This window comes from Bacillus sp. F19 (assembly GCA_023823795.1).
Classification (GTDB): Bacteria; Bacillota; Bacilli; order Bacillales; family Bacillaceae; genus Bacillus_P.
In genome coordinates this window covers 116,864-133,976 of the sequence record CP085710.1, presented here as the reverse complement: position 1 = coordinate 133,976, position 17,113 = coordinate 116,864, and the positions used below count along the sequence as shown (strand labels likewise).

Genomic DNA, 17,113 nt, shown 5'->3' with positions numbered 1-17,113 from the left:
ACCTCCCTTTTCGTCTTCAGGTTTTACCCTTATTGCTTACTATTCTTTAGTAACTGCGTCTTTTTCTTTTTCCATGGCTGCTGATGAAAGATCATCCGGCTGATCATTCAAGGATAAACCTTCTGATTGCTGTCCTTCTTCATCATCTTCTAAGTCTCTCATTTCGATTTCTTTTTCGTCGCTTGAGAGAATCTTGACATCCATACCTAAGCTTTGAAGCTCTTTTATTAATACTTTGAATGATTCTGGAACCCCAGGCTCCGGAACATTTTCGCCTTTGACGATTGCTTCGTACGTTTTCACACGACCAACAACATCATCCGATTTAACTGTGAGAATTTCTTGAAGAGTATAAGCTGCGCCATAAGCTTCAAGTGCCCATACTTCCATTTCTCCGAAACGCTGTCCGCCAAACTGGGCTTTACCGCCAAGAGGCTGCTGCGTAACAAGTGAGTAAGGACCTGTTGAACGAGCATGCAATTTATCATCAACCATGTGGGCAAGTTTAATCATGTACATGATTCCTACTGATACACGGTTATCAAACGGTTCACCTGAACGGCCGTCATAAAGAACTGTTTTAGCATCGCGTGCCATGCCAGCTTCTTCAAGAGTTGACCAAACATCTTCCTCGCGGGCACCATCAAATACTGGAGATGCAACGTGTAAGCCAAGCTTGCGCGCTGCCATTCCAAGATGCAGTTCAAGCACCTGACCAATGTTCATACGTGATGGAACGCCGAGCGGATTTAACATGATATCCACCGGTGTGCCGTCTGGAAGATACGGCATATCTTCTTCAGGAAGAATTCTTGAGATAACACCTTTGTTTCCGTGACGTCCGGCCATTTTATCCCCTTCAGAAATTTTACGCTTCTGAACGATGTATGCACGGACTAACTGGTTAACTCCAGGTGGCAGTTCATCTCCGTCTTCACGGTTGAACACTTTAACATCAAGAACGATACCGCCGCCTCCGTGAGGAACACGAAGTGAAGTATCACGGACTTCCCTTGCTTTTTCACCAAAGATCGCATGAAGCAGACGTTCTTCAGCAGTCAGTTCTGTTACCCCTTTTGGCGTAACCTTACCAACAAGCAGATCTCCGTCTTTTACTTCTGCACCGACACGGATAATACCGCGGTCGTCTAAGTTGCGAAGCGCATCTTCTCCGACATTCGGGATATCGCGTGTGATTTCTTCAGGTCCAAGCTTTGTATCACGTGATTCTGATTCATATTCTTCGATATGAATAGAAGTATAAACATCATCTTTTACAAGACGCTGACTCATGATGATGGCATCCTCGTAGTTGTAGCCATCCCATGTCATGAATGCAACCATAACGTTGCGTCCAAGTGCCAATTCGCCTTTTTCCATAGAAGGTCCATCAGCAAGGATTTCACCTTTAACAACTTCATCGCCGACACTTACAATTGGGCGCTGGTTGTAGCAGGTACCTTGGTTAGAACGAATGAATTTAAGAAGACTGTACTTATCTAAGTTGCCTTTTGTTTTCACGCCATCCACATCTTCGTAGCGTCGTACCCAAATGTTTTTAGCTTCTACTTTTTCAACAACTCCAGGGTACTTACAGATTACTGCAGCACCAGAGTCTTTGCCAGATACATACTCCATGCCTGTTCCGACAATCGGAGACTCAGGGTTCATAAGAGGTACTGCTTGTCGCTGCATGTTCGCTCCCATAAGGGCACGGTTGGAGTCATCATTTTCCAGGAACGGGATACATGCTGTCGCTGCAGAAACTACCTGTTTAGGAGATACATCCATGTAATCCATTCTGTCACGGGACATAACTGTGTTCTCACCGCGGAAACGGGAAACGATATCCTCATCAAGGAATGAACCATCATCTGCTAAACGGGCGTTCGCTTGGGCAACTACATAATTATCCTCTTCATCTGCTGTTAAGTAATCGATGCGGGAAGTTACTTTCCCTGTTTCAGGATCTACGCGGCGATACGGCGTTTCAATGAAACCGAAGCGATTGACTTTAGCATATGAAGACAAAGAGTTGATCAAACCGATGTTTGGTCCCTCCGGCGTTTCGATCGGACACATGCGGCCATAGTGAGAGTAATGGACGTCACGCACTTCAAATCCAGCACGTTCACGTGTTAAACCACCAGGTCCAAGTGCAGATAGACGGCGTTTATGAGTTAATTCAGCTAGCGGATTCGTCTGATCCATGAACTGCGATAACTGAGAGCTGCCGAAGAACTCTTTAATTGACGCAATAACAGGACGAATGTTAATCAGCTGCTGAGGCGTAATTGTATTTGTATCTTGAATGGACATTCTCTCGCGTACAACACGCTCCATACGTGAAAGACCGATTCTGAATTGATTTTGAAGAAGCTCCCCTACAGAACGCAGACGACGGTTGCCTAAATGGTCAATATCATCTGTGTCTCCTACTCCATGAAGCAAGTTAAAGAAATAACTAATTGAAGACAGGATGTCAGCAGGCGTAATATTTTTAACGTTCTCTTCAACATAAGCGTTGCTGATTACGTTAATGACTTTTTCACCTTCTGAATCGATAGGAGCATAGATTTTAATTGATTGAAGCGTCACATCTTCTTCAACTACACCGCCAGATGGCGTGATTTTTCTGAAGCCTACTCCACTCTCTAAATTAGGAATGATTCGGTCAAGTGTGCGTCTATCAATTAAAGTATCTTTTTCTGCAATAATTTCGCCAGTTTCAGGGTCTACTAATGTTTCAGCAAGACGCTGGTTGAAAAGGCGATTTTTAATATGAAGCTTTTTATTGATCTTGTAGCGTCCTACACTTGCAAGATCGTAGCGTTTTGGATCAAAGAATCTTGAATCCAGCAAGCTTTTCGCATTATCCACCGTTGGAGGCTCACCAGGGCGCAGACGCTCATAGATTTCAAGAAGAGCTTTTTCTGTGCTTTCTGTATTGTCCTTATCAAGTGTGTTGCGAAGGTATTCATTTTCACCGAAAAGATCGGTGATTTCTTGATCAGAGCCAAACCCTAGTGCGCGCAAAAGAACCGTTACCGGCAATTTTCGAGTGCGATCAATACGCACATATGCAACATCTTTAGCATCTGTTTCGTACTCTAACCAAGCGCCACGGTTTGGAATGACAGTTGCAGTAAAGCCTTTTTTACCATTTTTATCGACTTTTCCGCTGTAATAAACACTTGGTGAACGTACGAGCTGTGATACGATAACACGTTCAGCACCGTTAATCACAAATGTACCTGTTTCAGTCATCAATGGGAAATCACCCATGAAAACATCCTGATCTTTTACTTCACCAGTTTCCTTGTTAATTAAACGCACCTTCACACGAAGCGGTGCAGAATAGGTAACATCGCGCTCTTTAGATTCCTCTACTGAATATTTAGGATCACCTAAACTATAATCAATAAATTCTAGCGAGAGGTTACCAGTGAAGTCTTCGATAGGAGATATGTCCTGGAACATTTCTCTAAGACCCTCATCAAGAAACCACTGATAGGAAGAGGTTTGAATCTCAATAAGATTTGGTAATTCTAACACTTCACTAATACGTGCATAACTTCTGCGTTGGCGGTGTCGTCCATACTGAACTAGTTGACCTGTCAACTGCTTCACCCCTCAAATCAAGCGTAATATAACTTGTAATATGTACTCGCAAATCAATCTATTAACCACCAATACACATACAAGGAGAAAACAAAAATAAAAAGGTCTCTATAAATTAGAAAACCACTTTTGTAAAACGTACTATTGATTTTATAAGTTTTTCCATCTGTCCTATATTTATACATTTACCTCAAAAAATAGAGACTTATGGAATATATATATTGGCATTTTATAATATTAACATAGCGAAAAATACGAGTCAATCTTTTTCTGCTCTGATAATAAAGTAGCCTTTATCCTTTTTGACTGTAACAACCTCTTTAAACATCTCATTCAATTTGGCAATAGCCGAAGGGGCTCCTTGCTTTTTCTGAATGACAATCCATAATTCTCCGCCCGGCAAAAGAGATTCAAAGCTTTTTTCGAAAATCTCGTGAACAACCTTTTTCCCTGCACGGATAGGAGGATTGGTTAAGACAGCCGCATACTTTTTCGAAGGATCAACATTTTCAAAAAGATTGCTTGCAATAATACGGACATTTTTCACACCGTTTGCTTCTGCATTTACTTTCGCAAGTTCTACTGCTCTCTCATTAACATCGATCATATCAACTGTGAGATCCTTAAATTCTTTAGCAAGCGAAATTCCGATTGGTCCGTATCCGCAGCCTACGTCTAACAAGTCGCCTTTTTGATCAGGTATTGTAAATGTTTCAATCAGCAGTCTTGAACCAAAGTCGACTTCATTTTTTGAAAAAACGCCGCGATCACTTTGAAAATGAAAGGAATTCCCTCTTAAAGTAAACGTCCATGATTTACGGTTACTCTCAGCCTCTGGCTGTTGTGAATAATAATGATTTGTCATCTTTTTCCCTCCATGTTAAAGGAGTATAGCAAATCATGGTATTTTTCATACCTCTGTATTTGCAAAAAATCAATTTTCTGTCAAACGTGAAAAAAAAGCTCGCTATATGAATTAAGCGAGCTTTGTCTTTTTGGAATTACTTAACTTCTACAGAAGCGCCAACTTCTTCAAGTTTGCCTTTGATTTCTTCAGCTTCTTCTTTAGCGATTCCTTCTTTAACAGCTTTAGGAGTGTTGTCAACTAATTCTTTAGCTTCTTTCAAGCCAAGACCAGTGATTTCACGTACTACTTTGATAACTTTGATTTTTTGAGCACCAGCGCTAGCAAGTACTACATCAAATTCAGTTTGCTCAGCAGCAGCTTCGCCACCAGCAGCGCCACCAGCCATTGCTACAGGAGCAGCTGCAGTTACGCCAAATTCTTCTTCGATTGCTTTAACTAAGTCGTTTAATTCTAAAACAGTCATTTCTTTAACTGCTTCAATGATTTGTTCTTTAGTCATTGTATATTTCCTCCTTATAAACCTATTAGTTTTTTGTTTTGGTGCGGGTCAAACAGATTAAGCGCCTTGCTCTTCTTTTTGTTCTGCAACTGCTTTAGTAGCAAGTGCAAGATTGCGGATTGGAGCTTGAAGAACGCTAAGCAACATAGAAAGTAAGCCTTCACGTGACGGAAGATCAGCAAGAGCTTTAATTTGTTCTACAGTTGCGATGTTTCCTTCGATTACACCTGCTTTGATTTCTAACGCGTCATGCTTTTTTGCAAAGTCGTTAAGAATCTTAGCTGGAGCAACTACGTCGTCATTACTGAATGCGATCGCATTAGGACCTGTTAGGGCGTCATTAAGACCAGTAAGTTCAACATTTTCAACTGCACGGCGAGTCATTGTGTTTTTGTAAACTTTGAACTCGATGCCAGCTTCACGAAGAGTTTTACGAAGTTCAGTAACTTCTGATACTGTTAAACCGCGGTAGTCAACAACTATTGTTGTTTTGCTGTCGCGAAATTTAGCAGTAATGTCATCTACGATGGATTTTTTTGTTTCGATAGCGCTGCTCATTGATACACCTCCTGTAAGAATCAAAGTCCCACACTTATACCGATCGGTGTTTTCTCTTAAAACAAGAAATGCCTCCACGTTAGACATGGAGGCAGTATATATACAAGCGATCTAATAATTCTAGTTCACATATATACACCTCGGCAGGAAATTAAGCTTTCGCAAGCACCTACTGTCTACGGTATAAATGAAGTTAATTTGTTAAACAACATTTTTGATTATATATAAAGTTGAGCCTTATGTCAACTATTATTTAACGCTGAAACTTGATGAATCAACTTTAACGCCAGGTCCCATAGTAGAAGCAACAGCTACGTTCTTCATGTATGTGCCTTTTGCAGCAGCAGGTTTAGCTTTTAATAAAGTTTCGAAGATTGTAGTGAAGTTTTCAACTAGCTTGCTGTCTTCGAAAGATACTTTACCGATTGGCACGTGGATGTTACCAGCTTTGTCAACACGGTATTCAACTTTACCAGCTTTGATTTCTTTAACTGCTTTTTCAACGTCAAATGAAACAGTGCCAGTTTTAGGGTTTGGCATTAAGCCTTTTGGTCCAAGTACGCGGCCAAGCTTACCAACTTCACCCATCATGTCAGGAGTAGCTACGATTACATCGAAGTCAAACCATCCTTGCTGGATTTTGTTGATGTAGTCAGCATCGCCTACGAAATCAGCTCCGGCAGCTTCTGCTTCCTTCGCTTTTTCACCTTTAGCAAATACTAAAACGCGTTGAGTTTTACCTGTTCCGTTTGGAAGAACAACTGCTCCGCGGATTTGCTGATCGTTTTTACGTGGATCAACGCCTAAACGGAATGCAACTTCAACTGTTGCATCAAATTTAGCTGTGTTTGTTTTCTTTACAAGTTCAATTGCTTCTTGAACTCCGTAAGCTTGAGTACGGTCTACTAATTTAGCAGCTTCTACGTACTTTTTACCTCTTTTAGCCATTTTAAATTTCCTCCTTAGTGGTTTTAGCGGAATAACCTCCCACGAATAAAGGTTGCGAACTTGTTAAAAGCAAACTCGCAACCCCTAAAACAAAAACAACAATTAGTCTTCGATGACGATACCCATGCTGCGCGCAGTACCTTCAACCATACGCATAGCTGATTCAACATTTGCTGCATTTAAGTCAGGCATTTTTGTTTCAGCGATTTCACGTACTTTATCACGCTTAACTGTTGCTACTTTATTACGGTTAGGTTCACCTGAACCAGACTCGATACCAGCTGCTTTCTTAAGCAATACTGCAGCAGGCGGAGTTTTTGTAATAAATGTAAATGAACGGTCTTCAAATACCGTAATTTCAACAGGAATGATAAGTCCAGCCTGATCAGCTGTACGAGCGTTAAACTCCTTACAGAATCCCATGATGTTAACACCAGCTTGACCTAATGCAGGACCAACCGGCGGCGCTGGATTTGCTTTCCCAGCAGGAATTTGCAATTTAACCATTTTAATTACTTTTTTAGCCACGAGACACACCTCCTTAAGTCCGTGATGTGGTAATAGGGTAATACCCTCCCACTCATGTCGTTCATTCTTTATATGAATGATAGAAATTAATCAAGTTTTATGTCCCGCATAGCGAGACATACTGACTTATGAAATATTATCACTTTTCTTTTGTGAATTCAAGTTTTTTCTTATAATTTATCAACTTGAGAAAATTCCAGCTCAACCGGTGTTTCGCGGCCGAACATATTCACAAGCACCTTCACTTTGCTCTTATCTTTATCAATCTCTTCAATTGAGCCGGTAAAGTTAGCAAAAGGTCCGTCTATTACTTTTACAGTCTCTTTCAAGTCGAAATCAAGTTCAACTCTCTTTTCTTCCATTCCCATATGTTTAAGGATCGTTACAACTTCTTCCGGAAGCAGCGCTGTTGGCTTTGAACCTGATCCAGCTGAACCGACAAATCCTGTTACACCAGGTGTATTCCGGACTACGTACCATGAATCATCTGTCATGACGATTTCTACTAGGACATAACCGGGGAATACCTTTTTCTTCGTTACTTTCTTTTTGCCGTTTTTATAATCTGTTTCTTCCTCTTCCGGAACGATTACACGGAAGATTTTATCTTGCATGCCCATTGATTCTACACGCTTTTCAAGATTCGCCTTTACCTTATTCTCATAACCGGAATAAGTGTGGACTACATACCAATTTTTCTCCATCTTTTATAGGACGATTTGTCCATTCCCTCCCTGCTTTTTGAATCTTATATTTTGATTCTGCTGTTCTTATTTCTTTGGCTGACTCTTTTGAAGACAATGAAAAAACCCGTCGAACGGGTTTTTGGGGAAATATAATATTCTCTATTATAGCACGATTTTATATCTATTATTCAAAAAATAAAACGAAATTGAAGATCCCTGGTTTATTTCTTAAGTCATTAGACGAATTAACGATGAAATTCCCAAATCAACAAGGGCGAAAAAGACAACAGCAAAAGCGACAGTTGCAATAACTGTAATCGTATAGCGTGTCAGTTCTTTGCCTTTTGGCCAGCTGACCTTTTTCATTTCACGGGATACATCTTTGAAAAAATTAACAATACGCTTCATTTACATTACCTCCAAGAGAATTCAGAAAGCCTGTCATAGAAATAAAGAATTATGAGATGAGTGCTACTTTGTTTCACGGTGGTCCGTATGTGCGTTACAAGCTTTGCAAAATTTCTTGAATTCTAAACGCTCTTCAGAACTTGACGTGTTTTTCATCGTTGTGTAGTTTCTGCTTCCACAGTCTGTGCAAGCCAATGTAACTTTCTTACGCATATATGGCACCTTCCGCTAGTCCTGCATTTTTCTATAAAAATGTAACACACGCAAGGTCCTTCGTCAATCACGCCTGACATGTTTTACATGATTTTTACATATTGATTTCACGAAGCTCCAGATATCTTTCAAGTTTTCTCTTCACCCGCTGAAGGGCATTATCTATTGATTTGACGTGACGGTTGAGCTCTTCAGAAATTTCCTGATAGGATCTGCCGTCCAGGTACAGAACAAGTACTTTCCGTTCCAGGTCGCTCAGAAGCTCTCCCATTTTCAATTCAATATCGTCAAATTCTTCTTGATTTATAATCAGTTCTTCCGGGTCCATGACTTTCGTCCCTGAAATGACATCCATCAATGTCCGGTCTGATTCTTCATCGTAAATCGGCTTGTCCAGTGAAACATAAGAGTTTAGAGGAATATGTTTTTGACGGGTTGCGGTTTTAATAGCGGTAATGATTTGGCGAGTAATGCACAGTTCTGCAAAAGCTTTGAAAGAAGTAAGCTTGTCCTCTCTGAAATCACGGATAGCTTTATACAAACCGATCATACCTTCTTGAATAATATCTTCTCTGTCAGCGCCTATCAGGAAATAGGACCTTGCCTTAGCTCTAACAAAATTACGGTATTTGGTTATTAAATAATCAAGAGCGTCGCTGTCTCCATTATGAACAAGCTCCACAACCCGTTCATCCAAAAGAGCATGAAAGTCTTCCTTGCTGAGTTTACCCGTGCTGAAATGTGTGTTCATGCCGATCCCCCCGACCGCACAATAGATAGAAATATTATACAGTATGATTTTTGAAAGCGTCAACAGGCTATAAATCACCCCTGCGCCATTTTTCAAACATTTTCAGGACATCATCTGTTATAGGAATCTTTGATTGAGGACTATTCACTTTGATTTTCTCTACTCTTTTTTGAATTCTTTTTTCAATGGCTTCTACTTCATTTAAAAGTTCTCTTGCCGACTTTCTGAGAGCTCCCTGGCCAAAAATGGCCCATTGCTCTGTGAAATCGGAAGTTGCCACGTGAATCTGTGTTTTAATATTGCTCAGGGAAATCGCAAGTTTTTCAATGCGTTCATCCGCCGTTTCATTTTCACGGGTATAAATTACTTCGACACGGTGGTTTTTTTGTTTCTTTTCAATACCCTTCACTTGATGAGCATCGAATATGACGATTACCCGGTAACCGGTGTAAGCTTGATACTCTGCCATTTTCTGAATAAGCAGCTCTCTTGCTTCTGAGAGATTCTCTTTTTTTAATGATTGAAGATTCGCCCATGCACCGATGATGTTATATCCGTCAACAAGAAGGATATCCATTTTCTTATTCTCCTAAAGGGTGACGCTTTCTAAAGACCTCATACATCAGCAGACTTGCTGCCACTGAGGCATTGAGCGAAGTGACCCGGCCAGCCATCGGCAAGTTGACCAGAAAATCGCATTTTTCTTTAACCAGTCTTCCCATTCCTTTACCTTCACTGCCTATAACTAATCCAAGAGGCATTTTTCCGTCCATAGAACGGTAATCATCTGATCCTTTAGCATCTGTGCCAACAATCCAGACGCCCCGCTCTTTTAATTCCTCAATGGTTCTTGCCATATTTGTCACTCTTGCTACAGGGATATATTCAATGGCGCCAGTAGAAGACTTCGCTACTGTAGCTGTCAGTCCAACTGCTCTTCTTTTAGGAATGATGATGCCGTGCGCGCCTGTTGCATCTGCTGTTCTCATAATGGAACCAAGGTTATGAGGGTCTTCAATTTCATCTAAAAGAAGAATAAATGGGGCTTCATTTTTATCTTCAGCCGCCTTTAGGATATCATCTACCTCTGAGTATTCATATGCTGCTACCTGAGCAACGACACCTTGATGATTTCCTTCAACCATTTGATCAATTTTCTTTTTAGGAACAGACTGAATGGATATGCCCTTTTCTTTTGCAAGCACCATTATTTGCTGGGCCTGTCCCTTGACGGAGTTTTCCGCCATCCAGATTTTATACACATTTCTCGTTGATTTTAATGCTTCAATGACGGTGTTGCGGCCAATAATATATTCTTCTGACATTCCTATTTCCTCCCTTCGTTCTGAATCAATTCAAATGACGACTGAATGATTTCTGCTAGACGGTCTGCATTTTTTTCAAGATGCAGGTAGCCGATTAATGCTTCAAATGCTGTACTGTAGCGGTATGTTTGAACATCTGTGTTCTTTGGAACCGTGCCTGATTTTGCATTTCGGCCGCGGCGTATGATCGCCATTTCTTCTTCAGAGAAATAATCCGATTTTGACAATTCATGAAGAATTGTTGCCTGCGCCTTGGCTGAAACATATTTTGTTGCTAATTTATGCAGCTGATTTGGACGGACGTTGCCTTTAGAAAGCAGGTGATGCCTGACGCAGACTTCATAAATAGCATCACCTATATAGGCAAGAGCCAGGCTGTTCACTTGTTTTGGGTTCGGAATCTCTTCTAAGTGAAGCATGCTTACCCTCTTTTCCATCTCGTGCCTTGAGGCGTATCTTCTAAAATGATATTCATACCCTTCAGCTGATCCCGGATTTCATCTGACAGCTGGAAGTTGCGGTCTTTTCTGGCTTGAATGCGCTTTTCAATCAATTCTTCAATTTCCGCATCCAAAAGTTCTTTATTTCCAAACTGAAGGCCAAGTACAGCTCCAAGCTCATCAAATGCAGCAGTGAAAGCAGCAATTACTTCTTTTGAAGTATTCTTTTCCTGCAAATAGTAGTTGGCTTGCTTTGACAATTCAAACATAACTGAAATGGCGTTGGCTGTGTTGAAATCATCATCCATAGCTTCCACAAAAACCGTGCGCTGTTCAGAGATAATGTTCAGCCACTTTTCATTGTCATCGGTTAAATCAGTGCTGCTTTGTGCACGGTGCAGCAGATTTTCGTAAGATGTACGAAGGCGGTCTAATGCATTTTTAGTGCTCTCAAGCAAATCAACGGAATAATTAATCGGATGACGGTAGTGGACGGACAGCATGAACAATCTAAGAACCTGGGCATCGTGTTCTTTCAGGATGTCATGAACCAATACAAAGTTGCCTAGAGACTTCGACATTTTTTCGTTGTTTATATTAATATACCCATTATGCAGCCAGTAGTTAGCAAACGGCTTTTCTGTCAATGCTTCAGATTGGGCAATTTCATTCTCATGGTGGGGGAATGTTAAGTCCTGTCCTCCTGCATGGATATCGATTGTATCTCCGAAGTGATCATGGACCATAGCGGAGCACTCAATATGCCAGCCGGGTCTTCCTTCTCCCCATGGACTTTCCCAAGAAATCTCGCCCTCTTTCGCCGCTTTCCAAAGCGCGAAATCAAGTGGATCCTGCTTCTTCTCGCCTGCATCGATTCTGGCACCAACGCGGAGTTCATCAATGGATTGATGAGAGAGCTTTCCGTAATCTTTAAAAAATCTTGTTCTATAATACACATCCCCGTCTGCTTCATAAGCAAACCCTTTTTCAATTAAAGCCTGAATAAAGTCGATAATAATATCCATGCTTTCTGTCACACGCGGATGAGCTGTTGCACGGTCGCAGCCAAGAGCCGTGACATCTTCAAAATAGGCTTCAATAAAACGGTCCGCAATTGTCTGAACATCTTCTCCAAGCTCATTTGCAGCCTTTATCAGCTTATCATCTACATCTGTAAAGTTTGATACATAAGTAACATCGTATCCTCTGTACTCCAAGTATTTCCGGACAGTATCATAGACAATAGCAGGACGGGCATTTCCTATATGGATATAGTTATAAACGGTCGGTCCACACACATACATTTTGACCTTGCCCTCTTCAAGGGGCTTAAACGTTTCCTTTTGTCTGGTTAGCGTATTGTATAGCTTGATGGTCATCTTGACTCTTCCCTTCTTTCAATTGTGCAAGCTCTTGTCTCAAATGCAGCATTTCTGCTTCCAGTTCTTTGAACCTGTCTGCGACTGGATCAGGAAGATTGCAGTGATCAAGATCATTTTTGATTCTCTTCCCATTTTGTATCACGACCTTGCCTGGTATTCCTACAACAGTGGAATGATCAGGCACATCACGGAGCACAACCGAACCCGCACCAATCTTAGAATAAGCGCCGACTGTAATGGATCCCAGTACTTTCGCACCTGTAGCAATCAAAGCGTTATCCAGAATGGTCGGATGCCTCTTTCCTTTCTCTTTCCCGGTTCCGCCTAAAGTTACTCCTTGGAAGACTGTTACGTTATTACCGATTTCACACGTTTCTCCAATTACAACACCCATGCCGTGGTCTATGAAAAAGCGCCTCCCGATTTTCGCGCCTGGATGGATTTCGATTCCTGTAAAAAAGCGGCTCACTTGAGAAATGACTCTTGCAATGAAGAACAGATTCCGTCTAAAAAAAGCATGTGCCAGCCTGTGTGCCCAAATTGCATGAAGCCCGGAATAAGTAAGAATGACTTCTAAATAAGACCTTGCAGCCGGATCCTGTTCGAAAACAACCTCGATATCTTCCTTCAGGATTTTGAACATTCTATTCCCCCCAAACAATCCCCATGATTTTTAAATGAAACTAAAAAAGCGCCTCTGCCTAATAGACAGAGACGCTTTAAATGCGCGGTTCCACTCTGTTTAAACAAGCAAAAAATTGCCTGCTTCAACTTTAGGCTCCTGTAACGGTGAGCAATCCGCTTTTATTTACTACGTCAGACTGGCTGATGGTTCAATAAAAGACTCAAAGGTGCATTTCGAGAATGATTTCGCATAAACCTCTTTCAGCCAGGGAGGTTCTCTCTATCATGGAAACGGACTCTCTACTTCTCCTTATCAACGTGTTTTAATGTATTAATCTTACTATATTACATTTTTAGAAAAAAGTTAACTGTTCGCACTTTTTAATCGGGTTAAAATTGTTTCTTTTCCGAGCAGCTCGATTGCCTGAGGCAGATCGGGACCATGAGTTTGTCCGGTTGTTGCAACACGGATTGGCATAAACAGGTTCTTGCCTTTATGTCCGGTAGACTTCTGAACAGCTTTCGTAGCAGCTTTAATTTGATCAGCCGTAAAGGACTCAAGCTTCTCAATTTCCTCTGCAAATGCTGTAAGAACCTCTGGAACCTGTTCCTCTTCAAGAACATTTCGCGCTTCGCGGTTATAAGTAATTTCTTCTTTAAAGAAAAGCTCAGTCAGCTCAACTATTTCTGCACCATAACTCATTTTGTCCTGATGAAGGCCGATTAATTTCCGTGCCCAGTCCATTTCTTCTGCTGAAGCAGTTTCTGATACTTTTCCAGCTTTGATCAAATGAGGAAGGGACAGCTCAGCCAGCTGATCTAATTCGAGCTGTTTGACATACTGATTGTTCAGCCACATTAACTTCTGTGTATCAAAAACAGCCGGTGATTTCGATAGTCGATTCGGATCGAATATTTCAATGAACTGCTCTTTGCTGAAAATTTCCTCTTCGCCGCCAGGAGACCATCCAAGCATGCCGATAAAGTTAAAGAGCGCCTGCGGCAAATAGCCCAATTCTTTATATTGTTCAATAAATTGAATAATTGATTCATCACGTTTGCTTAATTTTTTGCGGTTTTCATTGACGATCAGTGTCATGTGGCCGAAAATAGGTGCTTCCCAGCCTAATGCATTGAAAATCATAATTTGCTTCGGAGTATTTGAAATGTGGTCTTCCCCGCGAAGAACATGAGTCATTTTCATTAAATAATCATCTACTGCTACAGCAAAGTTATAAGTTGGCGTGCCGTCTTTTTTTACAATGACATAGTCGCCGATTCCATCAGTTTCAAATGAGATTTCGTCTTTCACGATATCGTTAAATGTAATGACCTCTCCCTTTGGTACACGGAAGCGAATGCTTGGTTTTCTTCCTTCATCCTCAAGCTTTTGCTGCTCTTCAGGTGTTAAATGTGCGCATTTTCCAGAATATTGAGGAGTTTCGCCGCGGGCACTTTGCTCTTCCCGCTCCTGCTCAAGCTCTTCTTCTGTACAATAGCATTTATACGCCTTTCCGCCAGAAAGAAGTTCATCATAATATTTTTTATAAAGATCATTGCGCTCTGACTGTCTGTATGGACCGTATTCACCGTCTGTATCGATGCTTTCATCCCAGTCAATGCCGAGCCATTTCAAATATTTAAGCTGGCTTTCTTCGCCGCCTTCAATATTTCTCTTCTTATCCGTGTCTTCAATTCGGATAATAAATTTGCCGCCTGTATTTCTCGCATATAAATAATTAAAAAGGGCTGTTCGGGCATTCCCGATATGTAAATGTCCAGTCGGACTTGGAGCGTATCGCACTCTTACTTCATTTGTCATTGTTGTACCTCCGATAATCTTTAACGTCCGTTTCATTTTATCACTAAAGTCACTCTGTTCAAAAGATGGTCCGTGATTATTTTTTCTGAATGAGAACCGTTGCCTGTGAAGCTATTCCTTCTCCTCTGCCCGTAAAACCAAGCTGTTCGGTCGTTGTTGCTTTTACATTCACTTGATTGATATCAGCCTCAAGCAACTCAGCAATTCTTTCTCTCATTTGATCAATATATGGAGCCATCTTAGGCTTCTGAGCAATAATTGTACAATCAATGTTTCCAAGCGCATATCCTTTTTCTTTTACGAGCTGCCAAACATGCTGCAGTAATTTTGCGGAGTCTGCATCTTTAAATTCTGGATCAGTATCCGGAAAATGCTTGCCGATATCACCGGCAGCAATAGCACCAAGGCATGCATCAGCTACCGTATGAAGCAAAACATCTGCATCCGAATGGCCAAGCAGTCCTTTTTTATACGGAATTTCGATTCCTCCGAGGATGAGCGGGCGGCCTTCTACGAGCTGGTGCACATCAAATCCCTGTCCAATTCTCAACATTACGTTTCCCCTCTTTCACTTTCTAAGATGGCTTTTGCTATCAGCAGATCATCTGGTGTCGTTAGTTTTATATTTGTATAGTCGCCCTCTATCACTTGAACCTTTCTTCCGCTTCTTTCAATCAAACTTGCGTCATCGGTTCCCAAGAACCCAGACTGCAAAGCTTCCTCGTGGGCAGTGAGGATATCTGAAAGACGAAAAGCTTGTGGGGTCTGTACGGCCCACAAGCTAGAACGTTCAACTGTTTCAATCACTTCGCTGTTTAGAACGCGTTTAATGGTGTCCTTTACAGGGACTGCAACCGTTGCTGCTCCATCTTCACTTGCTGCTTTAACTAATTTTGTCATCATTTGTTTTTTGATGAATGGACGTGCTCCGTCATGGACAAGAACAATCTCAGATGATGCAGCTTTGAGACCATTATACACGCTGTGCTGCCTCTCACTGCCCCCGCTGATCAATCCTTTAATCTTATGGATTTCGTAACGGTCAGCCATGGTGGCAAAAATATCTCTTTCGTTCGGATTTACAACTAAGAGAATGCCTGTACATTGTGGATCATGTTCAAAAACTTTCAATGTATGAACAATGACAGGAATTCCATCAAGCTCAATGAATTGCTTGTTCTTCCCTGCATTCATACGCTTTCCTTGTCCTGCAGCAGGAATGACTACTTCATACTTCATGCGTTTACTCCCCTACAATGCTTTTTCCAGCAGCTTGGGTTTAGCAAAAATCATTCTTCCGGCAGATGTCTGCAGCACACTCGTAACAATCACATCAATGTGCTTGCCTATATAATCTCTTCCATCTTCAACAACAATCATCGTGCCGTCATCTAAATAGGCGACGCCCTGATTATGTTCTTTTCCATCTTTAATGACTTGTACTTTCATTTCTTCCCCAGGCAATACTACCGGCTTCACAGCGTTTGCTAAGTCATTGATATTTAATACTGCTACACCCTGAAGCTCACATACTTTGTTTAAGTTAAAATCGTTTGTTACCACGACGCCTGATGTAAGCTTGGCCAGTTTTACGAGTTTGCTGTCAACCTCTTGTATTTCGTCAAAGTCGCCCTCATAAATCTCTACTTTAATGGACAGCTCCTTTTGAATGCGGTTCAAGATATCAAGTCCGCGTCTTCCGCGATTTCGTTTTAATGCATCAGAGGAATCAGCAATGTGCTGCAGTTCTTCAAGGACAAATTGAGGAATCACAATCGTACCTTCTAAAAATCCCGTCTGGCAGATATCTGCGATTCTGCCGTCGATAATCACGCTTGTATCCAAAATTTTAAGCCTTTTGTCTTCTATTTCTGTGTCTTCCTCGCCAGCGCCTTTTTTCTTTCCGATTTTGCCGGAAATAGAGAAAAGACTGATTAATTCATCTTTCCGCTTGAATCCGACCTGAAAACCAAGATACCCAAGCAAAAGTGTAAGAAAGATCGGAATAATCGTACTGAACACTTGATATTGGATGTCTTTAAACGGAATAACATTTACGATAAGAAAGGCAATTATAAGTCCGACAATCAATCCTAAACTACCAAATAGAACATCCGTTACAGGTGCCTTTACCAGTGATTCTTCTAAAAGCTTTACCCAGTTAATCACATAATCGACAAGCCAGAATGTTGCTATATAGAATAATATCGCTCCTAAAATGGCTAATGCATATGGTGAATTAATAAAAGGTATGTCTTGTAGATTTAACAATCTCATTAGCTCCGGCATAAAGAAAATGCCTAGAGTTCCTCCAAGGAACAGGAAAAAGATCTGCACTATACGCTTTAACATACCTCCACCTCCTTTTTATCTATTATAATCACTTTAATTCAATTAAAACGCCAAAGATATGAAATTCTATAGCTGTAAACAGATTGAA

The 17,113-nt window shown here is 41.1% G+C and carries 19 protein-coding genes and 2 other annotated features; all 19 genes read right to left on the bottom strand.

The window, feature by feature from the left end:
• Positions 1-39: 39 nt before the first annotated feature.
• Complete coding sequence (rpoB, locus tag LIT25_00710; GenBank protein USK34011.1) at positions 40-3,621, bottom strand: DNA-directed RNA polymerase subunit beta; 3,582 nt, start codon at positions 3,619-3,621, stop codon at positions 40-42.
• Positions 3,622-3,880: 259 nt separating this feature from the next.
• Entirely contained in the window at positions 3,881-4,486 is a 606-nt protein-coding gene (locus tag LIT25_00705) for a class I SAM-dependent methyltransferase (GenBank protein ID USK34010.1), read from the bottom strand.
• A gap of 136 nt (positions 4,487-4,622) precedes the next feature.
• Positions 4,623-4,988, bottom strand: coding sequence for a 50S ribosomal protein L7/L12 (gene rplL / locus LIT25_00700; protein ID USK34009.1), 366 nt, complete (start codon positions 4,986-4,988; stop codon positions 4,623-4,625).
• Between the two features lie 57 nt (positions 4,989-5,045).
• Complete coding sequence (rplJ, locus tag LIT25_00695; GenBank protein USK34008.1) at positions 5,046-5,546, bottom strand: 50S ribosomal protein L10; 501 nt, start codon at positions 5,544-5,546, stop codon at positions 5,046-5,048.
• Positions 5,547-5,600: 54 nt separating this feature from the next.
• Positions 5,601-5,746 (bottom strand) — a sequence feature (ribosomal protein L10 leader region).
• A gap of 49 nt (positions 5,747-5,795) precedes the next feature.
• Positions 5,796-6,494, bottom strand: a complete 699-nt coding sequence (gene rplA / locus LIT25_00690; protein USK34007.1) for a 50S ribosomal protein L1 — start codon at positions 6,492-6,494, stop codon at positions 5,796-5,798.
• Between the two features lie 102 nt (positions 6,495-6,596).
• Complete coding sequence (rplK, locus tag LIT25_00685) at positions 6,597-7,022, bottom strand: 50S ribosomal protein L11 (protein USK34006.1); 426 nt, start codon at positions 7,020-7,022, stop codon at positions 6,597-6,599.
• A gap of 170 nt (positions 7,023-7,192) precedes the next feature.
• Positions 7,193-7,726: a transcription termination/antitermination protein NusG gene (gene nusG, locus LIT25_00680; GenBank protein USK34005.1), complete on the bottom strand. Its 534-nt coding sequence runs from the start codon at positions 7,724-7,726 to the stop codon at positions 7,193-7,195.
• A gap of 210 nt (positions 7,727-7,936) precedes the next feature.
• Complete coding sequence (gene secE, locus LIT25_00675) at positions 7,937-8,116, bottom strand: preprotein translocase subunit SecE (protein ID USK34004.1); 180 nt, start codon at positions 8,114-8,116, stop codon at positions 7,937-7,939.
• A gap of 63 nt (positions 8,117-8,179) precedes the next feature.
• Positions 8,180-8,329 carry a 50S ribosomal protein L33 gene (rpmG, locus tag LIT25_00670; GenBank protein ID USK34003.1) on the bottom strand — a complete coding sequence of 50 codons (150 nt, stop codon included), beginning with the start codon at positions 8,327-8,329 and terminating at the stop codon, positions 8,180-8,182.
• A 94-nt stretch (positions 8,330-8,423) separates the two neighbouring features.
• The gene (gene sigH, locus LIT25_00665; GenBank protein ID USK34002.1) at positions 8,424-9,080 is read right to left on the bottom strand and encodes an RNA polymerase sporulation sigma factor SigH; all 657 of its coding nucleotides are present in this window, start codon (positions 9,078-9,080) and stop codon (positions 8,424-8,426) included.
• 67 nt (positions 9,081-9,147) lie between these two features.
• Positions 9,148-9,657, bottom strand: a complete 510-nt coding sequence (locus tag LIT25_00660) for an NYN domain-containing protein (protein USK34001.1) — start codon at positions 9,655-9,657, stop codon at positions 9,148-9,150.
• A gap of 4 nt (positions 9,658-9,661) precedes the next feature.
• Positions 9,662-10,405, bottom strand: a complete 744-nt coding sequence (gene rlmB, locus LIT25_00655) for a 23S rRNA (guanosine(2251)-2'-O)-methyltransferase RlmB (protein ID USK34000.1) — start codon at positions 10,403-10,405, stop codon at positions 9,662-9,664.
• 2 nt (positions 10,406-10,407) lie between these two features.
• Positions 10,408-10,824 carry a Mini-ribonuclease 3 gene (locus tag LIT25_00650; protein ID USK33999.1) on the bottom strand — a complete coding sequence of 139 codons (417 nt, stop codon included), beginning with the start codon at positions 10,822-10,824 and terminating at the stop codon, positions 10,408-10,410.
• Positions 10,825-10,826: 2 nt separating this feature from the next.
• Entirely contained in the window at positions 10,827-12,224 is a 1,398-nt protein-coding gene (gene cysS / locus LIT25_00645) for a cysteine--tRNA ligase (protein ID USK33998.1), read from the bottom strand.
• Positions 12,175-12,870: a serine O-acetyltransferase gene (gene cysE / locus LIT25_00640; GenBank protein ID USK33997.1), complete on the bottom strand. Its 696-nt coding sequence runs from the start codon at positions 12,868-12,870 to the stop codon at positions 12,175-12,177. The genes cysS and cysE overlap by 50 nt, the downstream gene beginning before the upstream one ends.
• A 64-nt stretch (positions 12,871-12,934) precedes the next feature.
• Positions 12,935-13,177, bottom strand: a binding site (T-box leader).
• A 38-nt stretch (positions 13,178-13,215) separates the two neighbouring features.
• Complete coding sequence (gene gltX, locus LIT25_00635; protein ID USK33996.1) at positions 13,216-14,673, bottom strand: glutamate--tRNA ligase; 1,458 nt, start codon at positions 14,671-14,673, stop codon at positions 13,216-13,218.
• Between the two features lie 76 nt (positions 14,674-14,749).
• The gene (gene ispF / locus LIT25_00630; protein USK33995.1) at positions 14,750-15,226 is read right to left on the bottom strand and encodes a 2-C-methyl-D-erythritol 2,4-cyclodiphosphate synthase; all 477 of its coding nucleotides are present in this window, start codon (positions 15,224-15,226) and stop codon (positions 14,750-14,752) included.
• Positions 15,226-15,912, bottom strand: a complete 687-nt coding sequence (ispD, locus tag LIT25_00625) for a 2-C-methyl-D-erythritol 4-phosphate cytidylyltransferase (protein ID USK33994.1) — start codon at positions 15,910-15,912, stop codon at positions 15,226-15,228. The genes ispF and ispD overlap by 1 nt, the downstream gene beginning before the upstream one ends.
• Before the next feature lie 12 nt (positions 15,913-15,924).
• On the bottom strand, positions 15,925-17,025 hold the full coding sequence (locus tag LIT25_00620) for a PIN/TRAM domain-containing protein (protein ID USK33993.1): 1,101 nt from the start codon (positions 17,023-17,025) through the stop codon (positions 15,925-15,927).
• Between the last annotated feature and the right edge of the window lie 88 nt (positions 17,026-17,113).

What these genes read in the sequence shown, in the direction of transcription:
- rlmB (USK34000.1), bottom strand. Translation starts at nt 10,405, where the DNA reads ATGTCAGAAGAATATATTATTGGCCGCAACACCGTCATTGAAGCATTA.
- secE (USK34004.1), bottom strand. Translation starts at nt 8,116, where the DNA reads ATGAAGCGTATTGTTAATTTTTTCAAAGATGTATCCCGTGAAATGAAA.
- cysS (USK33998.1), bottom strand. Translation starts at nt 12,224, where the DNA reads ATGACCATCAAGCTATACAATACGCTAACCAGACAAAAGGAAACGTTT.
- LIT25_00620 (USK33993.1), bottom strand. Translation starts at nt 17,025, where the DNA reads ATGTTAAAGCGTATAGTGCAGATCTTTTTCCTGTTCCTTGGAGGAACT.
- ispD (USK33994.1), bottom strand. Translation starts at nt 15,912, where the DNA reads ATGAAGTATGAAGTAGTCATTCCTGCTGCAGGACAAGGAAAGCGTATG.
- gltX (USK33996.1), bottom strand. Translation starts at nt 14,673, where the DNA reads ATGACAAATGAAGTAAGAGTGCGATACGCTCCAAGTCCGACTGGACAT.
- rplA (USK34007.1), bottom strand. Translation starts at nt 6,494, where the DNA reads ATGGCTAAAAGAGGTAAAAAGTACGTAGAAGCTGCTAAATTAGTAGAC.
- rplJ (USK34008.1), bottom strand. Translation starts at nt 5,546, where the DNA reads ATGAGCAGCGCTATCGAAACAAAAAAATCCATCGTAGATGACATTACT.
- LIT25_00660 (USK34001.1), bottom strand. Translation starts at nt 9,657, where the DNA reads ATGGATATCCTTCTTGTTGACGGATATAACATCATCGGTGCATGGGCG.
- rplL (USK34009.1), bottom strand. Translation starts at nt 4,988, where the DNA reads ATGACTAAAGAACAAATCATTGAAGCAGTTAAAGAAATGACTGTTTTA.
- sigH (USK34002.1), bottom strand. Translation starts at nt 9,080, where the DNA reads ATGAACACACATTTCAGCACGGGTAAACTCAGCAAGGAAGACTTTCAT.
- rpmG (USK34003.1), bottom strand. Translation starts at nt 8,329, where the DNA reads ATGCGTAAGAAAGTTACATTGGCTTGCACAGACTGTGGAAGCAGAAAC.
- ispF (USK33995.1), bottom strand. Translation starts at nt 15,226, where the DNA reads ATGTTGAGAATTGGACAGGGATTTGATGTGCACCAGCTCGTAGAAGGC.
- nusG (USK34005.1), bottom strand. Translation starts at nt 7,726, where the DNA reads ATGGAGAAAAATTGGTATGTAGTCCACACTTATTCCGGTTATGAGAAT.
- cysE (USK33997.1), bottom strand. Translation starts at nt 12,870, where the DNA reads ATGTTCAAAATCCTGAAGGAAGATATCGAGGTTGTTTTCGAACAGGAT.
- LIT25_00705 (USK34010.1), bottom strand. Translation starts at nt 4,486, where the DNA reads ATGACAAATCATTATTATTCACAACAGCCAGAGGCTGAGAGTAACCGT.
- LIT25_00650 (USK33999.1), bottom strand. Translation starts at nt 10,824, where the DNA reads ATGCTTCACTTAGAAGAGATTCCGAACCCAAAACAAGTGAACAGCCTG.